Below are 22,725 nucleotides of genomic sequence, written 5' to 3'. Positions count from 1 at the left end.
GCTGCGGCGCCTAGTCGCCAGCGGAGGGCGGAGCGGTGACGACGGAAGCCTTGATATACGGCTTCCGATCCCATGGGGCAAGAACCGCGTCGTCCGGGCCGGTGCCGGTTTCGTCGTCCAGATACGGAAGATTGAGGACCGTATGGAGGATCCCGGTGATTCGAATTGGCTCTCCCGGCGACAGGTCGTCGAGGTCGGTGTCGTAAATGATCAGCAGCGGTTCAACGGCGGGGTCCGCCGGGTCTGCGATGGTGAAGGCTTCGGGCGCGACCACTTCTTCCACCGCCCCGGTCACAGTGACCGACTTTCCCTCGAGCGAGTCCAGCGTGTTGACGAAGCCGCGGTCGTAAGGCCCCTCATAGTCCGGCGCGCTGCAGCCGGCCAGTCCCAGGCCCAGCAGTGTGAGCAACGCGACGGCGGCAACGCGGGCTTTGCATGCTGCGGGAGTGGAGGCAGGCACTTCTTCTCTTCCTTTCAGCCCGTCGGCTCCCCGGGCCATCTGTCCGTGCACACCGGTGCTCCGGTGTGCCGGGACTTATCCGGTGCCGGAAGATTGCCGCGGGGACCGGCTCCGAGCCACCCTAACGGGAACCACGGGCGGACCGCTACCGCCCGAGCGCCCATTGTCCGTGCCCCGGTTGGGCGTTAGTGTCGAAACCAGAATCGACCCCTCCCGGGCTGCAGGCAAACGGCCGGGCGAAGCGCAGGTGCGCACGCCCTGGGTCAGGAGGCTGGGAGTGTGGTCGGCTACCGATGCGAGCGGGCAGCCGCCCAGCCGTGACGGCTGCCCCGGGGCAACAAAAAAGGAGGCAACATGGCTGGATCGTTCGAGGGAGGCACGCGATGGGCTCCGTAGTTATTTTCGCTCCCTCGCCCGTGCTCACCGTGACGGTGGAGGACGTCGAGGGCACCGCCGATATCCACCTGCACGCCGGTGGCCAGGGCGTCTGGCAGGCGCGGATGCTGACCGCACTCGGCGCGTCCGTCACGATGTGCGCCGCGTTCTCGGGCGAAGCCGGCGGCGTGATCCGGCATCTGATCGCCGACGAGGGGGTCAAGGTCCTCCCGGTAAAGGGCGAGGGCAGCAGCGCGGCGTACGTCCATGACCGGCGCGGCGGCGACCGGGAGGTCATCGCCGAGAGCCCCGGGGAAAAACTGACGCGGCATGAGCTCGACGAACTTTACGGCCTGACCCTGCAGGCCGGGATCGAGGCGGGCACGGCGATCCTCAGCGGCGCGGTCCGCGAAGACGCCGTGCCGCACGACGTCTACCGGAGGCTTGCCGCCGACCTGCGCACCGCCGGCTGCCGGGTGATCACCGACCTCACCGGCGACCGGCTCACCGCCGCGCTCGCCGGAGGCGTAAGCGTGGCCAAAATCGCCGACGACGAACTGACCGAGAGCGGGCGGGCCGCCTCGGACGAACCCGAGGCGATCATCGAGGCGATGCGCGGCATGCACGACGAGGGGGCCGGCACGGTGATTGTCACCCGCGCACACCTTCCATCCCTGATGCTGCACGACGGCGCCCTGAGCGAGATCCGGGTCCCCGAGATGCAGAGCGTGGACACCCATGGGGCGGGAGACTCGCTGACCGCCGGGGTCGCCGCGACCCTGGCCGACGGCGGCACCATCCACGAGGCGGTGGTGCTGGGCACGGCCGCCGGCGCGCTGAACGTGACCCGCCACGGCCTGGGCACCGGCGAAGAGGGCGCCATTCGGAACCTGACCAAGCTGGTGACGGTCTCGCCCTACGACGGCGGCGGGAAGGCAGCAGGACGGCAAATCAGCCCCGACGAGTTGGCGCGGAAGGTTCAAGAACAATGAGCAAGCCGAAGATGGTCCTGATCACCAACGACGACGGCATCGACTCCCCGGGCCTGCACGCCCTGGCAGCGGGAGTCCTGGAGGCCGGCCTGAACGTGACGATCGCGGCGCCGGTTGCGGAAGCCAGCGGCAGCAGCGCGTCCATTACGGCCCGGGAGGACGAGGGCCGCATCCGGATCGAGCGGCGCACGTTGAAGGGCCTGGAGTCCGTGGCGGCGTTTGCCGTGCACGGCACGCCGGGCTTCATTGCCATGATCGCGCCGCACGGTGCCTTCGGGGACGGCCCGGACGTGGTGCTCTCCGGCGTGAACCGCGGCGCGAACGTGGGCCGGGTGATCCTGCACTCCGGCACGGTCGGCGCCGCGCTGACCGCGGGCGTGAACGGCGGCCGCGGGATGGCCGTGTCGCTGGACACCGGGCTGGAGCCGGAACAGCTGAACTGGGACACCGCGGCGCGGCTGGCGACCGGGCTGCTGCCGTACCTGATGGACCAGCAGACCGGAACCGTGCTGAACCTCAACGTGCCCAACGTGGACGGCACCCGGCTGCCCGAATACCGGTCCGCGACGCTGGCCGAATTCGGCATCGTGCAGACCACGCTGGCCGAACGCGGCGACGAGGACCTGCGCCTGGCCATCGCGGACAGCCAGGAGGAAGCCCCGCCGGAGAGCGATTTCGCGCTGCTGGCCGCCGGCTTCGCCACGGTCACCGGAATCCAGCCGGTCACCGAGAGCAAGATCCCGGAGCTGTCGGCCACCATGGCCAGGGTTCAGTGGTAGTCGCGAAAACCCCATGAGGGAGGCCAGGGTCCGGATGGATCCTGGCCTCCCTTTTCTTAGTGCGCCGCCGGCTGCATGTCCGGCCCCCTGGTCAGACGAGCTGCCGGGGGATGCTGCGCTGCCAGTTCTGCGAGTAAACGCGGGGGTTGCCGCTTACCTCGTCCAGCTCGTACGCATCCAGCTGCGCGTTCACCACGAAGTCGGTCGGCGTCGACGTCAGCACCGTCCTGGTCTGCACCTCGACCCGCCAATCGCCGCGTTCGTAGCGGCGCACCGTCTGGGTTTCGCCGCGGACGGAGTTCACGTCGTTCCCGCGGGAGGTGTACCACTCATTGGTGACGCGCCGGATGTCGGTGCCCGTTTCGTCGATCCGGAACCGGCCCTGGTCGTTGATGATCTCCACCGTTGATGTGCCGGCCTCCAGGTCGCGGATCGTGCGCCAGTGGTGGTTGCCGGGGTTCAGCAGCGTGGTCTCCAGCTCCGGGGCGGTCTCCGGCTCCGCGAAGGGACGCAGTTCGCCGTCGTCCGCCCGCGGCTTGCGCACCGGAAGGTCGAGGGTGCCGCCGGCGAAGACGGTGACCGTCACCGGTTCCGGCGACGGCCAGACCAGCGGCCAGTACGACGTCGACACCGAGAGCCGCAGACGGTGCCCGGCCGGGAACGACTGGGCCAGGCCGTTGAGCGGTATCTCGACCCGGTAGCGCTCGCCGGGTTCCAGCGGCTCCGGATGCTCGCTGCCGTCGCGGTGCGTCAGGTTGAGCAGGCCGTAGGTGACCCGCGTTGCCTCGCCGTTCGGTGCGACGTCGGAGAGCCGGACCACCAGCTGGGCGACCGGCTTGTCCGCGGCAACCTCGAAGGCGGCGACGGGGCGGCCGAAGACCTCCACGTCGCCCTCCAGCGGGTCGGTCTCGTAGACGAGCGCGCCGCCGTCCTCCTCGCGCTGGTCGGACGGCAGGTCCGGCAGCGCCGCGTAGGACGCCCACTTGCCGGCGAACATGCCGACGCTCAGCGGCGAAAGCAGGTCGACGCTGCCGCCGGGCTCCACCGGCGAGCCCTCCGGGAACAGCCCGTAGCGGCCCAGCTGCCACCGCTGGTTCTCGATGTTCGGCGACGGCCAGGACGGTTCGGCGACCCAGTGGCCGGGCCTGTCCTCATAGGACGGTTCGGGGGAGACCGCGTCCTGCATCCAGGCCCGGACCATCGGTTCCTCCATCAGGCCGGTGTCCTTGCCCTTCAGCCAGTGGTCCCACCAGCGCACCGTTTCCTGCAGGAACCCGATGGCCGGGCCGGGCACGCCCAGATGCGGGTACTTGTGCCCCCACGGTCCGATCAGTCCCTTGCGCGGTACCTCCAGGTTCTCCATCAGCCGGAAGATGGCGTTGGTGTAGCCGTCGGCCCAGCCGCCGACCGCCATGACCGGGATCTTGATCTGCGAATAGTCTTCGCAGACCGACGCCGGCTTCCAATAGTCGCCGCGGGTCTGGTGCTCCAGCCAGGTCTCCAGCCAGAGTCCGCTGCCGGAGAGCCGCTCGTGCCACATCTCGCGCCACTTCTCGCCGACGATTTCCGGGTCCGGCGGCAGGCTGTTAAACGCGAACATGACGGTGGCCTCGGAGAGGTTGTCCGCCAGCAGGCAGCCGCCCATGTAGTGCATGTTGTCCACGTACAGGTCGTCGGTGGCCGAGGCGCTGATGATCGCCTTCAGCGCCGGCGGCTGCCGGGCTGCCATCTGCAGGCTGTTGAATCCGCCCCAGGAGAGGCCCATCATGCCCACGTTGCCGTCGCACCAGGGCTGGTCCGCCAGCCAGGCGATGACGTCTTCGGCGTCTTCGTGTTCCTGCGGCCGGTATTCGTCCACCAGCACGCCGTCGGAGTCGCCGCTGCCCCGCATGTCCACCCGGACGCTGACGTAGCCGTGGCCGGCCGTGTAGGGGTGGTTCAGCTGGTCGCGGCCCCGCGAGTTGTCCCGCTTGCGGTAGGGGATGTACTCGAGGATGGCCGGCACCGGCCGATCCTCGGCATCGGTCGGCATCCAGATCCGCGCGGCCAGCCGGGCGCCGTCGCGCATGGGAATGAAGACATTTTCGATCGAACGGACGTCGTGCGGAAAGCTTTCAACAATGTTCATGCAGTGCTCATTGCTCCTTTCTGCCGCCGCCGCGGCGGCGGTTGGTGATCGCCTGCAGGGCGGCCGCGGGGGCAAGCCGCACGGGCTCCCACGACCCGGGGACCCGGGGAGACTCGCAGACCGCGGCGGCTCCAGGCGGCGTGACGGCGGCCGGAGGCGGGCGGGATGACGGGAGTCTGCCCGGGTCGGCACAGGCTTATCGGGAGGCGGCGGCGACGGGTTCGAACTCGAAGGGCAGCGCTTCCAAGGCGGCGTCGTAGCGCTGCACCAGCTGCTCCCGGTCGTCGGCGCCGAGGTACAGGATGCCGATGACGTAGCGGTAGCTGTCCTGGTTGGGCAGTTCGGAGAGCCGGTCGCCCACATTCACCTGCGGCGTGAAGTTGGCGTGCGGGATCTGCTTTGCCAGCCGCGCCGTGTCCTGCTCGTCCGGCACGCGGGTCACGATGGCGTCCTCGTCGTGGAAGACCATGCACTGGGAAGCGACGGCAAATTCGCCCTTGCGGTGCGGCATCGACGGCTCGACACCCAACGCGATGTCGATGGCGACCTCGTGGTTGGAGACGCCGTCCACCTTCGCAAACAAGTCGCTGTGGGACTGGGAGATGCGGGTGTTGACCTCGATCAGCCAGAGCTGGTCCTCCGCCTCGTCCCACATGAACTCGGCGTTGAAGCAGCCATTGTCGAAGCCCACATGGCGCAGGTACCGCTCGGACAGGTCGATCATGCGCTGCTGGACGGACTCCGGCACGCTGTTGGCGGGGTAGTCCAGCCGCTCGAAGCTGGTGCCGGCGGCGTCCTTGTGCATGTCGAACACACCGTGGGCGTTGTATTTTCCGCGGAACATGGTTCCCTCGGGGGCGGCCTGGGTGCCGGTGACGAACTGTTCGGCCAGGCAGGTGTTGCCGCCGGCGTCCTGCAGTTCGGGCGGCAGGTCCACCATCTGCAGGACCTCGTTGAAGGCGTCGCCGACCTGCGCAATTTCCGCGCGGATCGCGCGGATGGCCTCGTCGAAGTCCTCCTCGTTCCGGATCTGGAACCCGAGGTTGGACGAGTGCGCCTTCACCGGCTTGACCCAGAAGGGGAACGGAATGTCGATCTGCTGCAGCGCATCGTCGTCGAACGGGTCGAAGGAGGCGAACTGCGGGACACACTCGGGGATGGATTCCCGCTGTTGCAGCCGGCTCCAGTACTTGTGCTCGCACTTGAGCACGCTCTCCAGGGAGGGAGCGGCGATTCCGTATTCCTTGGCCAGGATCGGCCCGATCACGCTGGTGGGGAAGTCCCAGTGGGAGACGATGGCGTCCACACTGCCGTCAAACTCGCGCAGTTGCTGCCGCGCCGCGTCCAGCAAGGCGGTGAAGTCGATGTCCTTCTCGCGGACCAGCCGGTCGTAGTCGAGCAGGCTGTGGAAGGTGTAGTTCTCGGCGCCGCGGACGGTCTGCAACTCGCCGGCTTGGAAATCGGTCAGTCCGAGGATAAATACGTTCTTCAAATTAGTGCCTCCCGTTCTTGGTGATGAACCTCATCGGCCGGTGCGAGGGGCGAAAGGTCATGGGGACGCGCTGGTTGATTGGTTGGGGGGACAACTTCGACACAACCATGCACCGGATAGGCCGTCAAGGCGGCATCCGGACCAACAGGGCGTCCGGCGGCGGCATCGGCGTCCAGTACGGCATGATGTGGGCATGGCGCAGAAACAGGCAACAACCGGGCAGCTGATGGACGACTTCGTGCGGGGCTTCGACTATCCGATGTACATCGTCACGGCAGCGGGGGCCGGAGGCGAGCGGTCCGGCTGCCTGGTCGGTTTCGCCACGCAATGCAGCCTGAAGCCGGCCCTGTTCCTGGTGTGCATCTCGCAGCAGAACCGCACCCATCCCGTGGCGCTGGAGGCAGGCGTGCTGGCGGTCCACGTGCTCGGGCGCGGCCAGCGGGCGCTCGCAGAACTGTTCGGCACCGCGACGGGCGACGACGTGGACAAGTTCGCGCATTGTGACTGGCTGCCCGGACCGGAGGATGTTCCGCTGCTGGCGGACGCCGCCCGCGTCATGGTCGGGCGCGTCGTGAAGAAAGTCGATCTCGGCGACCACACCGGTTTCCTGCTGTCCCCGCTTGAGACCCGTGGCGGCGACATCACCAACCTTTTGTCGTTCAGCGACGTCCAGGATCTCGACGCCGGCCACCCCGCCTAGGGATTTCCGGCGCCAACCACCCGCCCAGGATCCTTCGGGGGCGGCCATCCCGCTAGGATTCGACGGTGACTACACCGTGCGCCAGCCCCGACCGTGATGCCGCCCTGCAGATGTGGAGCGAGTACGCAGCCGCGCGGCCGGAAGCCATCAGCCCCGGTGAGGAAGCCGTCGTCGACCATTTCGGCGACAGTGCCGCGCTCGCGGACGCGCTGCTGGGGCTGGTCATCGCCGGCCCGAAGCGCGCCACGGCCGCGCTGGTGGCCGAATTCCACCGGCAGGGGGAACGGCTTCCGCGGATCGGGGACCACTGGGTGGCCTGCGACGGCTCGGGCAAGCCCCGGGTCATTTTGCGCTCCACCGAGCTTCGGCTGGGGCCGCCGGACAGCGTGGACGACGCGTTCGCCTGGGATGAGGCCGAAGACGACCGGCAGCGCTCGACCTGGCTGGAGCAGCACTTGATCTACTGGAAGCGGGTCTGTGCCGCGCAGGGGATCGAGTGGCGCGGAGACAACGAAGTCGTGTTCGAGCGCTTCCGGATCGTCTGGCCGCCGGAGTTGGCGGACTGACCTTTCACCGCTTTGGTTACTGCCCCGCCAGCCGCCCCCGGACCATCTCGCTGACGGCCTTGCCGTCGAAGCGGCCAGCCACCTTCTCGGTGACCGGCTTCATCACCGCTCCCATCTGCCGCATGGACAGCTCCACGCCGGCGGCCTTAAGTCCAGCGATCGTTTCATCGATGATCTCGGCGATTTGGGCCTCGGTGAGCGGCTGGGGCAGGTACGCCTCGATGACCTCGGCTTCCGCGGTTTCCGCGGCGGCCCGCTCCGGCTCTCCGGCTTCCGCGTAGATGCGGGCAGTGTCGCGGCGCTTGGCGGCTTCCTTCTGCAGCAGCGCGGTGGTCTGGGCATCGTCCAGCTCCACCGGCGTCTTGCCGGACTTTTCCTTGGTTGCTATCTCGCCCAAAACGTTGCGCACCGTGGTCAGGGCCGTCTTGTTCCCTGCCTTCATGTGGGCGACGACGTCGGCCTGCAGTTGCTCTTTCAAACTCATTCGGTTCCTCGTTCCGGTGGGGTTCGGTGGGTGCTGTGTCGGTCGGTGGCGTAGCGGGTGACGAAGTTGCGAAGTATCCGCTGCGGGATCGTCACGGTGCGTCCGCGCACCCGTTCCATGACGGCATCCGCCTGGTCCGGCGGGAAATAGCCGGCGTCGCGGTAGATCCAGATCCGGGTCAGCAGGCCGTCGACGTCCAACTCGGCGTGGAACTGGGTGGCGTAGAGGTTGTCCTGCAGCCGGAACATCTGGTTGGGGCAGTGCTCGGACCCGGCCAGGCGCACTGCGCCCGCGGGCAACACCGAGCATGCCTCCTTGTGGCCGACGAAAGCGCCGAACTCGCGGGGCAGGCCGGCCAGCAGGGGATCGGCGGCGCCGTCGTCGGTCAGCACGATCTGCGCCTCGCCGATCGGCTCGCCGTACTGCCGGTCCACCACGCCGCCGCCGTACCGGCCCAGGGTGCCGACGCCGTAGCAGGCGCCCAGAAACGGGAAATCGTGGGCGACGACGGTGTCCAGCAGCTGCTCCAGCTCGGCCTCGACGCGCAGCTGGGCGGCGGACTTGAACGCGTCGTCGTCGCTGGAGGTGTACGGGCTGCCGCCGAGGATGATCCCGCTGTAATCGTCCAGATCGATGGCCGGCATTGGTCCGGCCTCCAGCCGCACGCGCTGCAACTGGCCCGGTTCCAGGCCGCCAAAACGGGCGAAGGCCGCGTACTCCTCATCGGCTGCGGTGTCTTCGGCACGCGTGGCCAGGAGCAGGAACGGCTTCATGCGTTGATCGTACAGTCGCTGCGCCGGGCCTTGGAACGTGGATGTCCGGCCGCGCCGCCCGACCCGTGACGCGGAACGGTCAGCGGCTAGGCTAGGAACCGTGGACGCAACCATGATCATCATTTACGTAGTTATCGCCATTGTCGTCATCGGTTTGGTGGCAACGCTGCTGCTGCGGGGCCGCAGGACCCCGCCCGGCACATACACCACCACCCGGGACGCGAACGACCCGGCCATGCCGCCGACCGGGGGCGGTACCGGCACCCTGGAAGCGCCCCGCGGACAGACGGCCCCCGCACCGCCCCTCGGCGCACCGACCGAGGAGGAACTGCCGCCGGCCGACGTCGAAATTCCGGAGGACGCCGCCGCGCTGGAGACCATCCCGGTGGAGACGCCGGCGCCGGTGCAGGGCCGCCTGTCCCGGCTGCGCGCCCGGTTGGTCAAGTCCAACAACGCCCTGGGCAAGGGGCTCCTGGCGCTGCTCGCCAGCGACAAGATCGACGACGACGTCTGGGACGAAATCGAAGAGACGCTCCTGCTGGCCGACCTGGGCACCGAGCCGACGATGGAACTCGTGGACGCGCTCAAGGACCGCGTGAAGGTGGAGGGCAGCCGCAGCCCGGAGCAGGTCAAGGCCATGCTGCGCGAGGAACTGATCAAGCTTGTGGACCCGTCCATGGACCGATCGCTGGCCGTGATGCGCCATGCCGACCGCCCCGCGGTGATGATGGTGGTGGGCGTCAACGGCGTCGGCAAGACCACCACGGTGGGCAAGCTGGCCCGCGTGCTGGTGGCCGAGGACAAGGACGTGATCCTCGGCGCCGCGGACACCTTCCGTGCGGCCGCGGCCGAGCAGCTGGCCACCTGGGGATCGCGCGTGGGCGTGCCCACCGTGAAGTCCGACGTCGATGGCGCGGATCCCGCGTCCGTCGCCTTCGAGGCGGTGAAGGCCGGTATCGAGCAGGAAGTCGATGTGGTCATGGTGGATACCGCCGGGCGCCTGCAGAACAAGGTGGGCCTGATGGACGAACTGGGCAAGGTCAAGCGCGTGATCGAGAAGCAGGCCACGGTGGACGAGGTGCTGCTGGTGCTGGACGCGACCACCGGCCAGAACGGCCTGAACCAGGCCAAGGTGTTCGCCGACGTCGTCAACATCACCGGCATCGTGCTGACCAAGCTGGACGGCACCGCCAAGGGCGGCATCGTCGTGGCCATCCAGCGCAGCCTCGGCGTGCCGGTGAAACTGGTGGGCCTGGGCGAAGGCGCCGACGACCTGGCGCCGTTCGAGACCGAGGACTTCGTGGACGCTCTGCTGAACTAGCGCCAGCTGGCCTGGTCCGCCAAACGGGCGTTGCTGCCGGACGGGCGCCGGTCGCTGTCCGGCCGGTGCCCGTCGCTGCCAGTCATGCGTCACTCTCGGTCGTGTGCCCGTCGCTGACCGCCCCGGCCGCCGTGACGGGTTTTTCACCGGCGGCCGACTCCGGGCCCGCGACACGCAGCGCGATGAGCAGCCCCCAGACAAGTGCCGCGACGGCCAGCACTGTGACGTCGACGCTGCCTCCTGTTTCCGGCCCCAATAGCCAGCTGGTGCCCAGCGAGACGGCACTGAAGGCCAGCACGGTGCGCAGCAATGCGCGCGCGGGCGGCCAGAGCGCGTGCAGCAGGCCGGCGGCGGCCAGCGTGATGCCCAGGGCGCCTTGGACCGGCCAGTGGTCTATGCCCATGGTCCAGTACTCGGGTTTCGAGCCCGCGGCACGCGAGACCCCGACGGCGTACCAGGCGTAGGCGGCCCAGAACGGCAGGGCCAGCACGGCCAGCACCATCAGCGGCCAGTCCGCCGCCATCCGCGGCGCCGAAAAGCGCGTCCCGGCGCGCCGGGACGACCACCACAGGCCCCAGGACATGATGCCGAGTGCCGCGGCCATCACCACGGGTCCGGGGCTCGCGCCGAGCAGGGCACCCAAGAGGAGCGCCGCCGTCGTCAGCCACAGCAGGGCGAGCACCGGCGCGATGTCCCTTGGCCGGAACGCCGCCCAGCCGAAAGCCAGTGCGACGGCGAAGGTGGTGAGCACGCCCCAGCTGGTTTCCAGCGCCGCAACCTCGGCGAAATAGGAATCTTCGACGAACATGGTCGACAAGTCGGTCAGTCCGAACCCGGGCAGTACGGCCCAAAACACGACGGCCACCGCCGCCACAACGCGTCCCCCAACGGTCATGGATCAGAGACTAGCGGCGAACGCGGCGCCTGGCTACCGCTGGAATCCAGGTGGGGCTAACAGCTGTTTCCAGGGTTGTTCGCTGCCGGGATCAGCCCGCCGCAGGTTCCTCCTGGGGCTTCACCAGCGTCTCGCGGCCGAAGAGCAGCCACAGGAGCGCCGCCGCCAGCATGATCGCGCCGGTGACCCCGAAGGCCCAGGCGTAGTTGAGCCGGTCGGCGAGCGCTCCGGCCAAGACCGGGCCGATGATCGCGCCCGCGTCGGTGCCCATCTGGAAGACGGCCAGCACCTTGCCGCCGCTGCGGTCGTTGCCGATGATGTCCGCGACGGCGGCCTGCTGCGCCGGTCCGAGCAGTCCGGACCCGAAACCGGCGATGACCGAAGCTGCGACGAACACCGGAACTGACTCGGTGAACCCGATGGCTGCGATCGCGAGCCCGGCCACGGTCAGCCCGGCGACCACCAGGGGGCGGCGTCCGGCGGTGTCCGAGAGGCGGCCGGAGAAGGTCAGCGCCAGCGCGTTGCCGACCGCGAAGACGGCCAACGCCAGCCCGGCGGTCTCCGGGCCAGCGCCCAGCACAGCCGCGGCGAAGAGCGGAATCAGCGCCATGCGGACCCCGAACGTGGCCCAGCCGTTGGCGAAGGCGGACACGACGGCGGCCCGGTACCCCGGGTCCGAGAGCGCCTCGCGCAGATCCATCGCCTCGGGAGCCGGAGCGTCGTTGGCCGTGCGGGCGGCGGGTTTCTTGAGCATGACGGCGACGACGGCGGCCGCCACGAGCAGCGCGAGGGCATAGACCACGAACGGCATCCGCAGCCCGAATCCTGCCAGCAGGCCGCCGGCCACCGGGCCGAGGATGCCGCCCATCAGGAACGTGCCGGCATACAGGCTGGAAACCCGGCCGCGGCCGTCCGGCGGGGCCAGCCGCAGGATCAGCGCCATGGCCGACACCGTGAACATGGTGGAGCCGAGGCCGCCCAGGCCCCGGAAGATGAGCAGCTGCCAGTAGTCCTGCGCCAGCGCGCAGGCGCCGGTCGAAGCGGCGACTATCAGCAGCCCGGTCAGGTAGACCCGGCGTTCACCCCAGCGGCCCACCAGGGCGCCGCCCGCCGGCGCGAAGACCAGCCGGGCGAGGGCGAACACGCTGACGATGATGCTGGCAGCCGCGACACCGACGTCGAAACTCGCGGCGAACTGAGGCAGGACCGGAGCCACCAGTCCGTATCCCAGCGCGATGACGAAGGCAGCGGCAACGAGGACCTTGATGTCGCGCGGAATCGGAGTGGGTGCCGGCTTGCCCGGTCGCTGGTGGCCGGACAGGCGAAACTGACGCGCCGTGCGGCGGAAAACTGGCATGCCAACCAGCGTAGCCCGACCCGCGCGCCGGCTCGGTGTCAACGCCGGGCCGCGCACCGCCGTCGTCCTCTATGCCACTCTGTGCCGCCGCTCTGTGCCGCTCTCGGTGCCGCGCGAAACACTGCCGAAACACGCCGGTTGCACCGGTTTTACCTGCGCGGGCTTCTTGTAACGCGGCCGCAATGAAGCATCTTGCTGGCCGAAACACGCCGTCGTCAGTCTTGGTTCATCGGTGGGAAATTACCCGCCAACGAACGAGGGGACGTGAAACATGGATCTGTCGGCAGGTCACGTCTGGGTAATGATTTCGGCGGCCTTGGTGCTGCTCATGACGCCGGGACTGGCATTCTTCTACGGCGGGATGACGCGGGCCAAATCGGCCCTGAACATGATGATGATGAGCTTTTCCGCCGTCGCGCTGGTGGCGGTGGTCTGGGTGCTGTGGGGTTACTCGATGAGCGGGGGCGAGGGCGTGGCCCAGCTCTTCGGCAATCCGTTCGCCGCGTTCGGCCTGGAAGGGCTGCTTGGCACCCCTGACCTGATCAGCGCCGGGTACGGTGCCACGTTCGCGATCATCACGGTGGCACTCATCTCCGGCGCCATCGCCGACCGGGCAAAATTCAGCGCCTGGGCGGTCTTCGTGCCGGTCTGGGTCACGCTGGTTTACTGCCCGCTGGCCTTCATGGTCTGGGGCGGCGGCTTGCTGGGGGCGGAGGGAGCCATCGGCGCCTGGGCCGGGGAGGCGATCGATTTCGCCGGCGGCACGGTGGTGCACATCAATGCCGGTGTAGCGGGCCTGGTCCTGGCCCTGATTCTGGGCAAGCGCAGAGGCTTCGGCAAGGACCCTGCACAGCGCCCGCACAACATCCCGCTGGTGATGATCGGCGCAGCGATGCTGTGGTTCGGCTGGTTTGGATTCAACGGGGGAGCGGCGGGCACGGCGGAGGAAGCCGGGCTGATCTGGGTCAACACCATGGCCGCCCCGGCAGCCGCCATCGTGGGCTGGCTGGTGACCGAGCGCCTTCGCGACGGCCGTCCCACGTCCCTCGGGGCGGCCTCGGGTGTGGTCGCGGGTCTGGTGGCCATCACCCCGGCCTGCGCCAACGTATCCCCCCTGGGGGCGGTGGGTCTGGGCCTGGTGGCGGGCGTGCTGGCCGCGCTGGCGGTGGGGTTGAAGTACAGGCTGGGCTACGACGACTCGCTGGATGTGGTGGGCGTCCACCTGGTTGCCGGCCTGGTCGGAACGCTGGCCCTGGGCTTCATCGCCCTTCCGGTCGAGGGTGCAGGCGGTGGTCTCTTCTACGGCGGCGGCGTCGCCCAACTGGGGGCGCAGGCCGTGGCGGCGCTGGTCTCCATGGTGTTCTCTGGCGTGCTGACCCTGATCATCGGCTTGGCGATCCACAAGACCCTTGGCTTCCGGGTGACTGCAGAGGATGAGGTCACCGGCGTGGACCTCGCCCAGCACGCCGAATCCGCCTACGAATTCGGCGGCCTGGGCACCGGCGGAACATTCATCCCGCACCCGGCAACCGACCCCAGCGCCCGCAGCACGATCAAGGAAGAGGTCAACGCATGAAACTGGTTACCGCAATCATCCGGCCGGAAAAGCTGGAGGCAGTCCGCAACAGCTTGGAAAGCTACGGGGTCCAAGGGCTGACCGTCAGTGAGGCCAGCGGGTACGGGCGGCAGCGCGGCCACACGGAGGTCTACCGCGGCGCCGAGTACACGGTGGACCTGCTGCCCAAGGTCCGCGTCGAGGTGCTGGTGGCGGACGATTTGGCCGACGACATCGTCGACGTCCTCGTGGCCACCGCCAACACCGGCCGCGCGGGCGACGGCAAGGTCTGGCTGGTGGATGTGCAGGAAGCGGTCCGCGTCCGAACGGGCGAACGCGGCGAGGCTGCCATCTAGGACTGGAACCTTCGGTTCCCTGGCCCGGTTGTTCCGGCCGCCCCTGCGGCGTCCGGAGCAACCGGGTCTTCCTGTGCGCGGGTGCACTCGCGGTGTCTGCGGCGGCCCGGAAACCGCGGCGGTGCCGCGGTTTCGTCGCATGACGGTGGGCTGGTTTCCCCTCGAGACGCACCCGTCGGCTTCGCGTTTAGCCGTTAGCCTGCTGAGTTGTCCTACACAGGGAAGGACGGTTCCCCGTTCAGCCATTGGCTGGCTGAGTTGTCCTACACAGGGAATGACGGTTTCCCGTTCAGCCATTCGCCGGCTGAGTTGTCCTACACAGGCAGGTGTCGGGGGCAGGTTATGCACTTTCCTCGAAGACCCGTTCTACCCGGGGCGTGGGCTGCGTAGCGTTGAAGTATGGCAGCGGAACCGTTGGACGAGGCACAGGAGCCGGAGGAATCCTCCGGCTCCCCTGCCGCGTCCGACGACGGTGCCGGGCCCGACGACGGTGCCGCGCCCGACAATGGTGCCGCCGAACCGGTACCGGTCCCGCGGGGGTGGGCGGACGACTGGCAGGAGCTGGGACCGGCGGAACTGGCAGGCCTGCTCGCCGGCACCGACCCCGCGGCCCTGGACGACTGGTCGACCCTCGACTACCTCCAGGCGGTGCGCAAACACGAGGCCTGGACCCAGTCCCGCAGGCTGCGGGCCCTGCACCGCCTGGCCGTGCTCCGCCCGGCAACCGGGCCCGACGCCGGGGCACCGGACGGGATCTGCCGGCACGCCGCCGCCGAGCTGGCACCCATCCTGGCCGTGCCCCGCCAACGCGCGGCAGCGGAACTGGCCGACGCACACCAGATCGCCACCTGCCTGCCCGCCACCCTCGCGGCCCTGGACAACGGCGACCTCGACCTGCCCCGCGCCACCGCCATCGCCCGCAAAGGCGCCGGCCTGCCGCCCGAGGCCCTGGCCGGCTACGAAGCCCGCGTTGTTCCCGGCGCCGGGACCATCACCCTGGAATCCGTGCAGGCCCGGGCCCGCACAGTCCGCGACCGGCTGCACCCCGAACCCCTCGAGACCCGGCACCGGGCCGCGATGGAACGCCGCACCGTCCACTACCAGCCCCAGGACGACGGGATGGCCGAACTCTACATCCGCACCAGCGCCGACAAAGCCCTGCTCGCCTACAACCTGATGCAGGCCCACGCCCGCAAACTCCAAACCGTCGACGAAACCCGCACCCTGGGCCAACTCCGCGCCGACGTGTTCACCGACATGCTCCTGCGCTACCCCGGCCACGCCTACCAGCCCGCCACAACCAGAGGAACCGCCGCCGACGAAACAGCCGCCGGAACCGCCGCCGGCGACACAGCCGCCACCCAGACGGCCACCGACAACTGCGGAACAGCGGCCACCCAAGCATCAGCCGGACCGAGAGCAGCAAGCCGTTCCGGAACTGCTGCCGGATCCGGGACCGTGCTCGGCTCTGTAACGAACGCAACGGCAATGACAACGGCAGCCGCTCCACCTGGCGCCCCCGAGAAAACCGGCCCAGAAATCCCGGACGCGGACGTTGCGGCGTGCACCGCCCGAAACACGGCAGCCGGAGGGACGGCAGGGCAGGGTCCCTGCACCTGCGGGGGCGGGAACGTGACCGCCTCCGTCGCCGTCACCGCGCCCCTGCACACCCTGCTCCGGCTCGCCGAAGACCCCGGCGACCTCACCGGCTACGGGCCGATCCCGCCGGGCATGACCCGCGACCTTGCCGCGCTCGCCAAATCCTGGTTGATCGTGCTCACCGATGACTATGGCAAGGCAGCCGCCGTCGCCAAAGACCTGCGCACCCCGCCCGAATGGCTCAAACGCCTCGTCCGGCTACGCGACCGCCACTGCCGCGACTACGGCTGCACCGTCCCCGCCGACCACTGCGACATCGACCACACCATCGCCTGGGAAGACGGCGGCACAACAGTCATGGAAAATCTCAGCGCCAGATGCAAACCCGGGCACAAAACCAAACACCACGGCGGCGGAACCGTCACCCAAGACCCCGACGGGACCCTCCACTTCACCACCCGCTCCGGCCACACCCACACCACCAACCCCGACCTAGGCTGGACACTCACGCTCCCCGCAACACCCGGCGCAGAAGAAGCCACGGAAAACGGAGTTAACGGGGCCAAAAGTCCCCGGGACTGTACCCGCGGCGAGGGCGACACCGGCGGCGACGAAGCCAGGGACGGCCCATGGGACAACACCTCGCCACCGTTCTAGACGCCCCGCCACCGTTCCAGGTAATTGGCGGCCTTATTTACGCTAGGGGAGCGGCCTGTCGCTCCGGGAAGTTGACCAACCGGCCGGACCGTTGCTGCCCGCTTCGTACTCTTCCAGCGGCACTTCGTCTTTTTCCCAGGCCTTCAGCACGGGCTCGACTATCCGCCAGCACTCCTCGGCGGTATCCCCGCGGACGGACAGGAGCGGGTCGCCGCGCAGCACGCCTTCCAACACTTCGCCGTAGGGCAACAGATCGGCCGAGTGCAGGTCGGCGCTCATGACCGCCCGGTCCAGAGTGAAGATGTCCCCGGGACCGTTCACATCGATCTCAAGTTGAAGGGTTTCGGGTCCGAGCCCGATCCGCAGCCGCGTCGGGGCGTCGATGCCCTTAAAGCCCGTCGGCAGGTGGTTGACCGGCCTAAAGGTGATGATTACTTCCTTCTGCGGCTTGCCCAAAGCCTTGCCCGAGCGGAGGATGAACGGCACGCCGGACCACCGGGAGTTGTTGATCGAGACTTCAACCTCGGCCAGGGTTTCGGTCTTCTTGGCCGGGTCCACGCCCTGTTCGTCGGCGTAGTCCGGGATGTCGCGGTCGCCGATCCTGCCGGCGGTGTAGCGGGCACGTCGAGTGCTCTTGCCGAAATCCGGGTTGACGCTGCTTGCGCGCAGGACGCTGCCGATATGGTCGCGCAGGTCCCGCTCATGGATGGTGGCCGGGGCGTTGAGGGCGGTCAGCGCCATCACCTGCAACAAGTGGCTTTGGATCATGTCACGCAGCGCGCCGGCCCCGTCGTAGTAACGGGCACGACCCTCCAAGGCCAGCCCCTCATCGTAGAAGATCTCGACTTTCGCCACATGTTCATTGCTGAGCAGCGGCTCCAGCAGGCGGTTGGCGAAGCGCAGGCCGAGGATGTTGAAGACCGTTGCCTTGCCCAGGAAGTGGTCCACCCGATGGATATGGTCCTCCGGCACCAGCTTCAACAGCGTCTTGTTCAGCGATGCGGCCGATTCACGGCTGGAGCCGAACGGCTTTTCCAACACCAGCCGTGTTCCCTCCGGCACGTCCTCGGGCCGGAGAAGCTCGCAGGCTTTCTGGCTGACCGCGGGCGGCAGGGCAAAGAACACGGCCACCGGGCCATCCAGCGCGGCCAGCAATTCCGCCAGTGCGCCCTCCGCCGTCACGTCCACCGAGTGGTACCGCGTGTTTTCCTGGACGTCGCGCAGTTGCCGCCGTCCGTCGTCGTTCGCGTCCACCGCGCAGGAATCAAAGGCGCCGCGGACGCGTTCCTGCCACCTGCCCTCGTCCCAGTCATCCGAGCCGGCGCCCACTACTTTCAGTCCGCTGGTCCTGCCTTGCGCGATCAATTTGCCCAGCCCGGGCAGCAGCAGCCGGCCGGTCAGATCGCCGGAAGCTCCCAAAATCAGCAACGTCCGGATCTGCAGCGGCCCCTCGGCTGCGGGGGCGGACACGTCCTCGGGCTGGGTCTTTTCCTGTGTCTGGGTCTGTTCAACGCTCACGTTCCCACCTTGCCACGGCTGTACGGCAGGGGGAACGGTCCATGGGCCGGCGAGCTTCGGACCCCACCGGCGTTCCTCCTTGCCGCGGTGCCTCAGCGGGATATGAGCCGACGGCTGCATCGTCGCGATTTCCGGCGCGACTGCTGCCACCGCCAGTTGATACCCTTAAGTGCTGAACTCCGGCGCGGCCCGGGGACTGTGAACCAGATCGACGAAAGTAGACACGGCGCGTGTTCAATTCACTCTCTGACCGGTTGGCCTCGACCTTCAAGAATCTGCGCGGCAAGGGACGGCTGTCTGAGGCCGACGTCGACGCCACCGTTCGCGAAATCCGGCGAGCCCTGCTCGACGCCGACGTCGCGGTGCCCGTGGTGCGCGAGTTCGCGGCCCACGTGAAGGAACGCGCGCTCAGCGAAGAGGTCTCCGCGGCCCTGAACCCGGCGCAGCAGGTCGTCAAGATCGTCAACGACGAGCTGGTCAAGATCCTCGGCGGGGAGACCCGGCGCATCAAGCTGGCCAAGACCCCGCCGACGGTGATCATGCTTGCCGGCCTGCAGGGTGCCGGCAAGACCACCCTGGCGGGCAAGCTGTCCAAGTGGCTCAAGGGCCAGGGCCACAGCCCGCTGCTGGTGGCGGCCGACCTGCAGCGGCCCAATGCCGTGACCCAGCTCCAGGTTAACGGCCAGCGCGCCGGCGTGCCGGTCTACGCCCCGCACCCGGGCGTGCAGTCCGAGTTCGACGCCGTTACCGGCGATCCGGTGGCCGTGGCCCGCGACGGCGTGGCCGAGGCGCGGCAAAAGCTGTACGACGTCGTCATCGTGGACACCGCCGGCCGACTCGGCGTCGATGCCGAGATGATGCAGCAGGCAGCTGACATCCGCGCCGCCGTCAACCCGGACGAAGTCCTCTTCGTGATCGACGCGATGATCGGCCAGGACGCGGTCAAAACCGCGCAGGCGTTCAACGAAGGCGTCAATTTCACCGGCGTTGTCCTCTCCAAGCTCGACGGCGATGCGCGCGGCGGCGCGGCGCTCTCCGTCGCGTCGGTGACCGGCAAACCGGTGATGTTCGCTTCCACCGGCGAAAACCTGGACGACTTCGAGATCTTCCACCCGGACCGGATGGCCAACCGCATCCTCGACATGGGCGACATGCTCACCCTGATCGAGCAGGCGGAGAAGTCCTGGGACAAGGGCGAAGCCGAGCGGATGGCGCAGAAGTTCGCCGACCAGGAAGACTTCACCCTGGACGACTTCCTCGCCCAGATGCAGCAGATCCGAAAAATGGGCTCGATGAAGAAGATGCTCATGATGATGCCCGGCGCCGCCAACATGCGCCAGCAGCTGGAGAACTTCGATGAACGGGAAATCGACCGCGTGGAGGCCATCGTCCGGTCGATGACCCCGCACGAGCGCGTTGCCCCGAAGATCATCAACGGCTCCCGCCGAGCCCGCATCGCCAAGGGCTCCGGCGTGCACGTGTCCGAGGTCAACGGCCTGCTGGAGCGTTTCGGCCAGGCCCAGAAGATGATGAAGAAGATGGCCCAGGGCGGCGGCATCCCGGGTATGCCGGGCGTGGCCGGGCCGGGTGGCTTCGGTGGCGCCCGGAAGAAGCAGCAAACCGCGAAGGGCAAGAAGAAGGCCCGCTCCGGCAACCCGGCCAAGGCGGCACAGGAGCTGCGCGAGGCCGAGGAACGCCGGAAGAACAAGGCCTCCGTTCCCGCCGGAAGCGCCTTCGGCGTCCCGCAGGACGGGCAGGACTTCGACCCGTCGGCGCTGAACCTGCCCAAGGGATTCGAAAAGTTCCTCGGCAAGTAGCCCCGAAGCTGTAGCCGCCAAGGCCTACCGCGAAGGCCTACCGCGAAGGCCTACCGCGAAGGCTGTACCGCTGCAGATAAATGCCCCGTCGATTCTCGGCGGGGCATTTGCCATTCCGCCGGCGGGGGCGCTTATCCACGCCGCGCCGCGCTTTCCATCCTCCGGAAGGTAAGCTGGTTGTCGAATCGTTTCAACGGGGGGACACGGACCGGCGGATTACGCGGCTTCTCTGCACGGGCGGCCCATTCGCTCGGCGACAACCGGCCACCGGCGGCAGCGCAGCGAAGGAGTTTTGTGGCAGAGCAGGCACGCGGCGACGACGACGGCCAGCCCGGAAAGCGGCGGGACACCGTCGCGGTGATCGTGCGCAGTGTCGGCGGCTCCGTGGTGCTGGTGGACAATCCCGGCGGGCCCCGGCTACCGGCGGCGCCGGTCCGGCCCGGCGAAGACCCGCGCGCGGCAGCGGCCCGGGTGCTCGCCGAGTCCTCCCTGCTCGTACCGCCCGGGCGCATCCTCGCACTGGATTACCAGCCGCTGGACGGCGAAGCCGCGGAAGCCATTACCTTCGTGTACGACGGCGGAACGTACGACGGCGGTGAGCTCGCCGCCGGTGCCGGGGGACAGGCGGTCTTCCTGCCCGTCGAGCAGGCCGAAGCTGTCCTGGACCCGGCGCACTCCGCCCAGCTGACCGCTGGGCTCCGGGCCCACGAACTGCTCACCGTGGTTGAACTGCGCCACGGGCAGCCGCTGCGGACAGGGCAGTTGCGCGTCCCGGAACGAGAACTGGTGCCCCACGTCTGGGCGGCGGAGGCCGCCGGCGACTCCAAGGGAACCGTGGGTTCCGGCGTTTAGTATTTCTCCCATGGCAGTCAGTGGCAGCGGGGAGCGGGTGGTCTTTGTCCACGGCACCGACAGCTTCGGGGCCGCCGCCTGGCCGCGCCAGCACCGCCTGGCCGGACGCTACGACTGCCTGTTCCTGCGCCGCCACGGGTTTGATCCGCAGGCTGAGCCCCGGCCGACCGACTTTGACGAGGACGCCCGGATCGTCGGCCGGCACCTCGGCCCGGGTGCCCACGTCGTCGCTCACGCCCAGGGTGCCGTCGCGGCGATGATGGCCGCGGTCGAACACCCCGGCAGGGTGCACTCGCTCACGCTGTTCGAACCCGCCTGCCTGTCCTTGACCGCGGACCTGCCGGCCACCCGTGCCTACCGCGAGCGGCTGGAGCCGTTGTTCGACGCGCGGCGGGAGCTGACCGACGAGGAATACCAGCGCGCCTTCGTCCGGCTGGTAGTCGGCGCAGAAGCGCTGCCGCTGGCCACCGTGGCGGACCGGGCACAGGCGATGCGGGTCCGCCTGCAGGCGCCGCCCTGGCAGGCGCCGCTGCACATCGTCCCGGGCCTGCCCACCCTGGTGGTCACCGGCGGCTGGGAACCGCTGTACGAGGAAGTGGCCGAATACCTGGCCGCCACCGGCGCCGTCCACCGCCACGCCGGCGGGCACCACCGCCCGCAGGACACGGACCGGGGCCATGCCCTGCTGGCGGCCTTCCTGGCCGGGGCAACACTGCCGGACTCATCAGAGGTTGCTAGCGTGGAGCTATGAATGAATCAGCCTGGGAACCGGCGTCAGGACAGCTGTGGTGGCCGTGGCCGCTGGACGAAGCGGGCGTGGCCGCCCTGCAGCAGCAGCTCACCGACCGTTCGCTGCTCGGTGCCTTCGCGGGCGGCGCCCCCCAGGCCGGCGACAGCGTTGTCTCCGTGCTCCTGGCCGTGAACGGGGAACAGCGCGCCGCCGTCCTGGATCCGGCCGGCCGGGCAGTGCCCGGGCCCGACGTCGCGGCCCTGGTCCGCGGGCTCTCTGCCGACCTGGGGGCGGCCGTGGAGATTGACGGCATCGAATACGAGGCACCGGCACCGGACGCGGCTTTGGAAGTGGAGGAGATGCCGGAACCGGACGAGGCCGAGGAGCTCGAAGCGCCGGACGCCGCCGAGCTGCGCACCGTGCTGGTGGGCCGGTTCCGGCGCGAGGACCTGATGATGTTCGGCGCCCTCAACGGCGTGGAACTCCACGTCCTGGAGCCCGATGCGGGCACGCCGGGCACGCAGGGCACGCCGGACCGGGCCGCACCCGGCCAGCGGATCGTCTTGGTCTACGGGGAGGCCGCGCCCGGGCTCTACAACTGGCCGGCCTCGGCCAAACCGATCGTGGCGCTGATGGACCTGGACGGCTTCCGCGCCGTCGAGGCATGGCTGCCGGGCACGCGGAGCGACCCGGACACCAGCTTCTGGCACGCCTGGGAGGCGCCGGCCAAGCCGTTCCCTTCCGCGTCCCGGGCCGACGCCGAGGCGCTGCGGCTGCTCGGCCGGATCGTGCATCCGGAAGGCCCCGACACGCAACGGCTCAGCGATGTGCTGGGCCTGGAACCGGGCGCCGTCGAGGGGCTGCAGGACCTGCTGTCCTCCCCGGACGAGCCCGGAATCCTGGCCCGCGCCGGCCAGTTGCTGCAACTGCCGCCGATCGCCGCCCGGCTCGCCGAAGGGTCGCTGCAGCCCGACCGGGTCCCCGGGATGGAATCGATTCCCGTCCAGTCCATCGGCAAGGCGCTGCTGGAACTGGCCAGCACTCCGGCCGAGGGCAGGGGCCCGTTGGCGGCGTGGCAGCGCGCCGTCGTCGCGCGCCCGGCCCTGCTGGCCGGCAGCGCCGCAGCGGCCGCCACCGGCGCCGCCCTGCTGTTGCGCGCCGCCGGACGCCGGCCCGCAAGCTCCCGGTTCCTGCGCGCGGGCGCGCTGGGGCTGGTGCTGCAGGCGGCCGGAGACGTGGCCCTGGGCAGCTACCTGGCGTACCGGCGCCGCCGCTGACCACTGATACACCGGCAGGCGTTCGGACTGGAATAAACGTGA

General features: G+C 69.0%; 20 protein-coding genes. 12 read left to right on the top strand and 8 right to left on the bottom strand.

Going from position 1 to position 22,725, the window contains the following annotated elements; translation table 11 throughout:
- Window positions 1-10: 10 nt before the first annotated feature.
- On the bottom strand, window positions 11-460 hold the full coding sequence (locus tag AC5RWG_RS03280; RefSeq protein ID WP_493999985.1) for a hypothetical protein: 450 nt from the start codon (window positions 458-460) through the stop codon (window positions 11-13).
- A 383-nt stretch (window positions 461-843) separates the two neighbouring features.
- Here AC5RWG_RS03280 and AC5RWG_RS03275 point away from each other — a divergent pair, with 383 nt between their 5' ends.
- Both AC5RWG_RS03275 and surE read left to right on the top strand, forming a co-directional pair.
- On the top strand, window positions 844-1,827 hold the full coding sequence (locus tag AC5RWG_RS03275; RefSeq protein ID WP_493999984.1) for a PfkB family carbohydrate kinase: 984 nt from the start codon (window positions 844-846) through the stop codon (window positions 1,825-1,827).
- Window positions 1,824-2,606, top strand: a complete 783-nt coding sequence (gene surE, locus AC5RWG_RS03270) for a 5'/3'-nucleotidase SurE (protein ID WP_494166400.1) — start codon at window positions 1,824-1,826, stop codon at window positions 2,604-2,606. The genes AC5RWG_RS03275 and surE overlap by 4 nt, the downstream gene beginning before the upstream one ends.
- A 91-nt stretch (window positions 2,607-2,697) precedes the next feature.
- Here the strand turns inward: surE and AC5RWG_RS03265 are convergent, their stop codons facing one another.
- Both AC5RWG_RS03265 and AC5RWG_RS03260 read right to left on the bottom strand, forming a co-directional pair.
- Entirely contained in the window at window positions 2,698-4,734 is a 2,037-nt protein-coding gene (locus tag AC5RWG_RS03265) for a CocE/NonD family hydrolase (RefSeq protein WP_494166399.1), read from the bottom strand.
- A 196-nt stretch (window positions 4,735-4,930) separates the two neighbouring features.
- On the bottom strand, window positions 4,931-6,226 hold the full coding sequence (locus AC5RWG_RS03260) for an ATP-grasp domain-containing protein (protein ID WP_494025712.1): 1,296 nt from the start codon (window positions 6,224-6,226) through the stop codon (window positions 4,931-4,933).
- Between the two features lie 193 nt (window positions 6,227-6,419).
- Here AC5RWG_RS03260 and AC5RWG_RS03255 point away from each other — a divergent pair, with 193 nt between their 5' ends.
- Complete coding sequence (locus AC5RWG_RS03255) at window positions 6,420-6,926, top strand: flavin reductase family protein (RefSeq protein ID WP_494166398.1); 507 nt, start codon at window positions 6,420-6,422, stop codon at window positions 6,924-6,926.
- Window positions 6,927-6,991: 65 nt separating this feature from the next.
- Window positions 6,992-7,492: an ASCH domain-containing protein gene (locus tag AC5RWG_RS03250; RefSeq protein ID WP_494012317.1), complete on the top strand. Its 501-nt coding sequence runs from the start codon at window positions 6,992-6,994 to the stop codon at window positions 7,490-7,492.
- A 16-nt stretch (window positions 7,493-7,508) separates the two neighbouring features.
- Here the strand turns inward: AC5RWG_RS03250 and AC5RWG_RS03245 are convergent, their stop codons facing one another.
- Both AC5RWG_RS03245 and AC5RWG_RS03240 read right to left on the bottom strand, forming a co-directional pair.
- Window positions 7,509-7,976: a GatB/YqeY domain-containing protein gene (locus AC5RWG_RS03245; RefSeq protein WP_494166397.1), complete on the bottom strand. Its 468-nt coding sequence runs from the start codon at window positions 7,974-7,976 to the stop codon at window positions 7,509-7,511.
- Complete coding sequence (locus tag AC5RWG_RS03240; protein WP_494166396.1) at window positions 7,973-8,749, bottom strand: glutamine amidotransferase; 777 nt, start codon at window positions 8,747-8,749, stop codon at window positions 7,973-7,975. The genes AC5RWG_RS03245 and AC5RWG_RS03240 overlap by 4 nt, the downstream gene beginning before the upstream one ends.
- Window positions 8,750-8,861: 112 nt before the next feature.
- Between AC5RWG_RS03240 and ftsY the strand changes: the two genes are divergently transcribed.
- Window positions 8,862-10,070 (top strand): signal recognition particle-docking protein FtsY, encoded by a 1,209-nt coding sequence (gene ftsY, locus AC5RWG_RS03235; protein ID WP_494012982.1) that lies wholly within the window; start codon window positions 8,862-8,864, stop codon window positions 10,068-10,070.
- Window positions 10,071-10,152: 82 nt separating this feature from the next.
- On the opposite strand, the gene AC5RWG_RS03230 is transcribed toward ftsY, so the two are convergent.
- Window positions 10,153-10,965: a hypothetical protein gene (locus tag AC5RWG_RS03230; protein ID WP_494166395.1), complete on the bottom strand. Its 813-nt coding sequence runs from the start codon at window positions 10,963-10,965 to the stop codon at window positions 10,153-10,155.
- A 91-nt stretch (window positions 10,966-11,056) separates the two neighbouring features.
- Window positions 11,057-12,322 (bottom strand): MFS transporter, encoded by a 1,266-nt coding sequence (locus AC5RWG_RS03225; protein WP_494012313.1) that lies wholly within the window; start codon window positions 12,320-12,322, stop codon window positions 11,057-11,059.
- 271 nt (window positions 12,323-12,593) lie between these two features.
- Here AC5RWG_RS03225 and AC5RWG_RS03220 point away from each other — a divergent pair, with 271 nt between their 5' ends.
- From AC5RWG_RS03220 to AC5RWG_RS03210, 3 genes are all read left to right on the top strand, one after another.
- A complete protein-coding gene (locus tag AC5RWG_RS03220; protein ID WP_494166394.1) occupies window positions 12,594-13,898 on the top strand; it encodes an ammonium transporter in 1,305 nt (434 codons plus the stop codon).
- On the top strand, window positions 13,895-14,233 hold the full coding sequence (locus AC5RWG_RS03215; RefSeq protein WP_493977352.1) for a P-II family nitrogen regulator: 339 nt from the start codon (window positions 13,895-13,897) through the stop codon (window positions 14,231-14,233). Before AC5RWG_RS03220 ends, AC5RWG_RS03215 begins: the two co-directional genes overlap by 4 nt.
- A gap of 399 nt (window positions 14,234-14,632) precedes the next feature.
- Window positions 14,633-16,489: an HNH endonuclease signature motif containing protein gene (locus tag AC5RWG_RS03210; protein WP_494166393.1), complete on the top strand. Its 1,857-nt coding sequence runs from the start codon at window positions 14,633-14,635 to the stop codon at window positions 16,487-16,489.
- Window positions 16,490-16,531: 42 nt separating this feature from the next.
- Here the strand turns inward: AC5RWG_RS03210 and AC5RWG_RS03205 are convergent, their stop codons facing one another.
- Window positions 16,532-17,926: a glucose-6-phosphate dehydrogenase gene (locus AC5RWG_RS03205; RefSeq protein ID WP_494129102.1), complete on the bottom strand. Its 1,395-nt coding sequence runs from the start codon at window positions 17,924-17,926 to the stop codon at window positions 16,532-16,534.
- 311 nt (window positions 17,927-18,237) lie between these two features.
- Between AC5RWG_RS03205 and ffh the strand changes: the two genes are divergently transcribed.
- From ffh to AC5RWG_RS03185, 4 genes are all read left to right on the top strand, one after another.
- On the top strand, window positions 18,238-19,824 hold the full coding sequence (ffh, locus tag AC5RWG_RS03200) for a signal recognition particle protein (protein WP_493999971.1): 1,587 nt from the start codon (window positions 18,238-18,240) through the stop codon (window positions 19,822-19,824).
- Window positions 19,825-20,118: 294 nt separating this feature from the next.
- Window positions 20,119-20,676, top strand: coding sequence for an NUDIX hydrolase (locus AC5RWG_RS03195; RefSeq protein ID WP_494129100.1), 558 nt, complete (start codon window positions 20,119-20,121; stop codon window positions 20,674-20,676).
- 10 nt (window positions 20,677-20,686) lie between these two features.
- Complete coding sequence (locus tag AC5RWG_RS03190; protein WP_494129099.1) at window positions 20,687-21,427, top strand: alpha/beta hydrolase; 741 nt, start codon at window positions 20,687-20,689, stop codon at window positions 21,425-21,427.
- Window positions 21,424-22,683 (top strand): eL24 family ribosomal protein, encoded by a 1,260-nt coding sequence (locus AC5RWG_RS03185; protein ID WP_494166392.1) that lies wholly within the window; start codon window positions 21,424-21,426, stop codon window positions 22,681-22,683. The genes AC5RWG_RS03190 and AC5RWG_RS03185 overlap by 4 nt, the downstream gene beginning before the upstream one ends.
- Window positions 22,684-22,725: the final 42 nt, after the last annotated feature.

Source organism: Arthrobacter sp. Y3221160 (assembly GCF_059092585.1).
Note: the sequence above shows the minus strand (reverse complement) of the source record. Positions and strands in the feature narration are given on the sequence as shown.

Bases quoted from the DNA above. Each gene is read 5' to 3' on its own strand.
- AC5RWG_RS03275 (WP_493999984.1), top strand. From the start codon at position 844: ATGGGCTCCGTAGTTATTTTCGCTCCCTCGCCCGTGCTCACCGTGACG.
- AC5RWG_RS03185 (WP_494166392.1), top strand. From the start codon at position 21,424: ATGAATGAATCAGCCTGGGAACCGGCGTCAGGACAGCTGTGGTGGCCG.
- AC5RWG_RS03230 (WP_494166395.1), bottom strand. From the start codon at position 10,965: ATGACCGTTGGGGGACGCGTTGTGGCGGCGGTGGCCGTCGTGTTTTGG.
- AC5RWG_RS03225 (WP_494012313.1), bottom strand. From the start codon at position 12,322: ATGCCAGTTTTCCGCCGCACGGCGCGTCAGTTTCGCCTGTCCGGCCAC.
- ftsY (WP_494012982.1), top strand. From the start codon at position 8,862: ATGATCATCATTTACGTAGTTATCGCCATTGTCGTCATCGGTTTGGTG.
- AC5RWG_RS03265 (WP_494166399.1), bottom strand. From the start codon at position 4,734: ATGAACATTGTTGAAAGCTTTCCGCACGACGTCCGTTCGATCGAAAAT.
- AC5RWG_RS03210 (WP_494166393.1), top strand. From the start codon at position 14,633: ATGGCAGCGGAACCGTTGGACGAGGCACAGGAGCCGGAGGAATCCTCC.
- AC5RWG_RS03215 (WP_493977352.1), top strand. From the start codon at position 13,895: ATGAAACTGGTTACCGCAATCATCCGGCCGGAAAAGCTGGAGGCAGTC.
- AC5RWG_RS03220 (WP_494166394.1), top strand. From the start codon at position 12,594: ATGGATCTGTCGGCAGGTCACGTCTGGGTAATGATTTCGGCGGCCTTG.
- AC5RWG_RS03255 (WP_494166398.1), top strand. From the start codon at position 6,420: ATGGCGCAGAAACAGGCAACAACCGGGCAGCTGATGGACGACTTCGTG.
- AC5RWG_RS03240 (WP_494166396.1), bottom strand. From the start codon at position 8,749: ATGAAGCCGTTCCTGCTCCTGGCCACGCGTGCCGAAGACACCGCAGCC.
- surE (WP_494166400.1), top strand. From the start codon at position 1,824: ATGAGCAAGCCGAAGATGGTCCTGATCACCAACGACGACGGCATCGAC.
- AC5RWG_RS03245 (WP_494166397.1), bottom strand. From the start codon at position 7,976: ATGAGTTTGAAAGAGCAACTGCAGGCCGACGTCGTCGCCCACATGAAG.
- AC5RWG_RS03190 (WP_494129099.1), top strand. From the start codon at position 20,687: ATGGCAGTCAGTGGCAGCGGGGAGCGGGTGGTCTTTGTCCACGGCACC.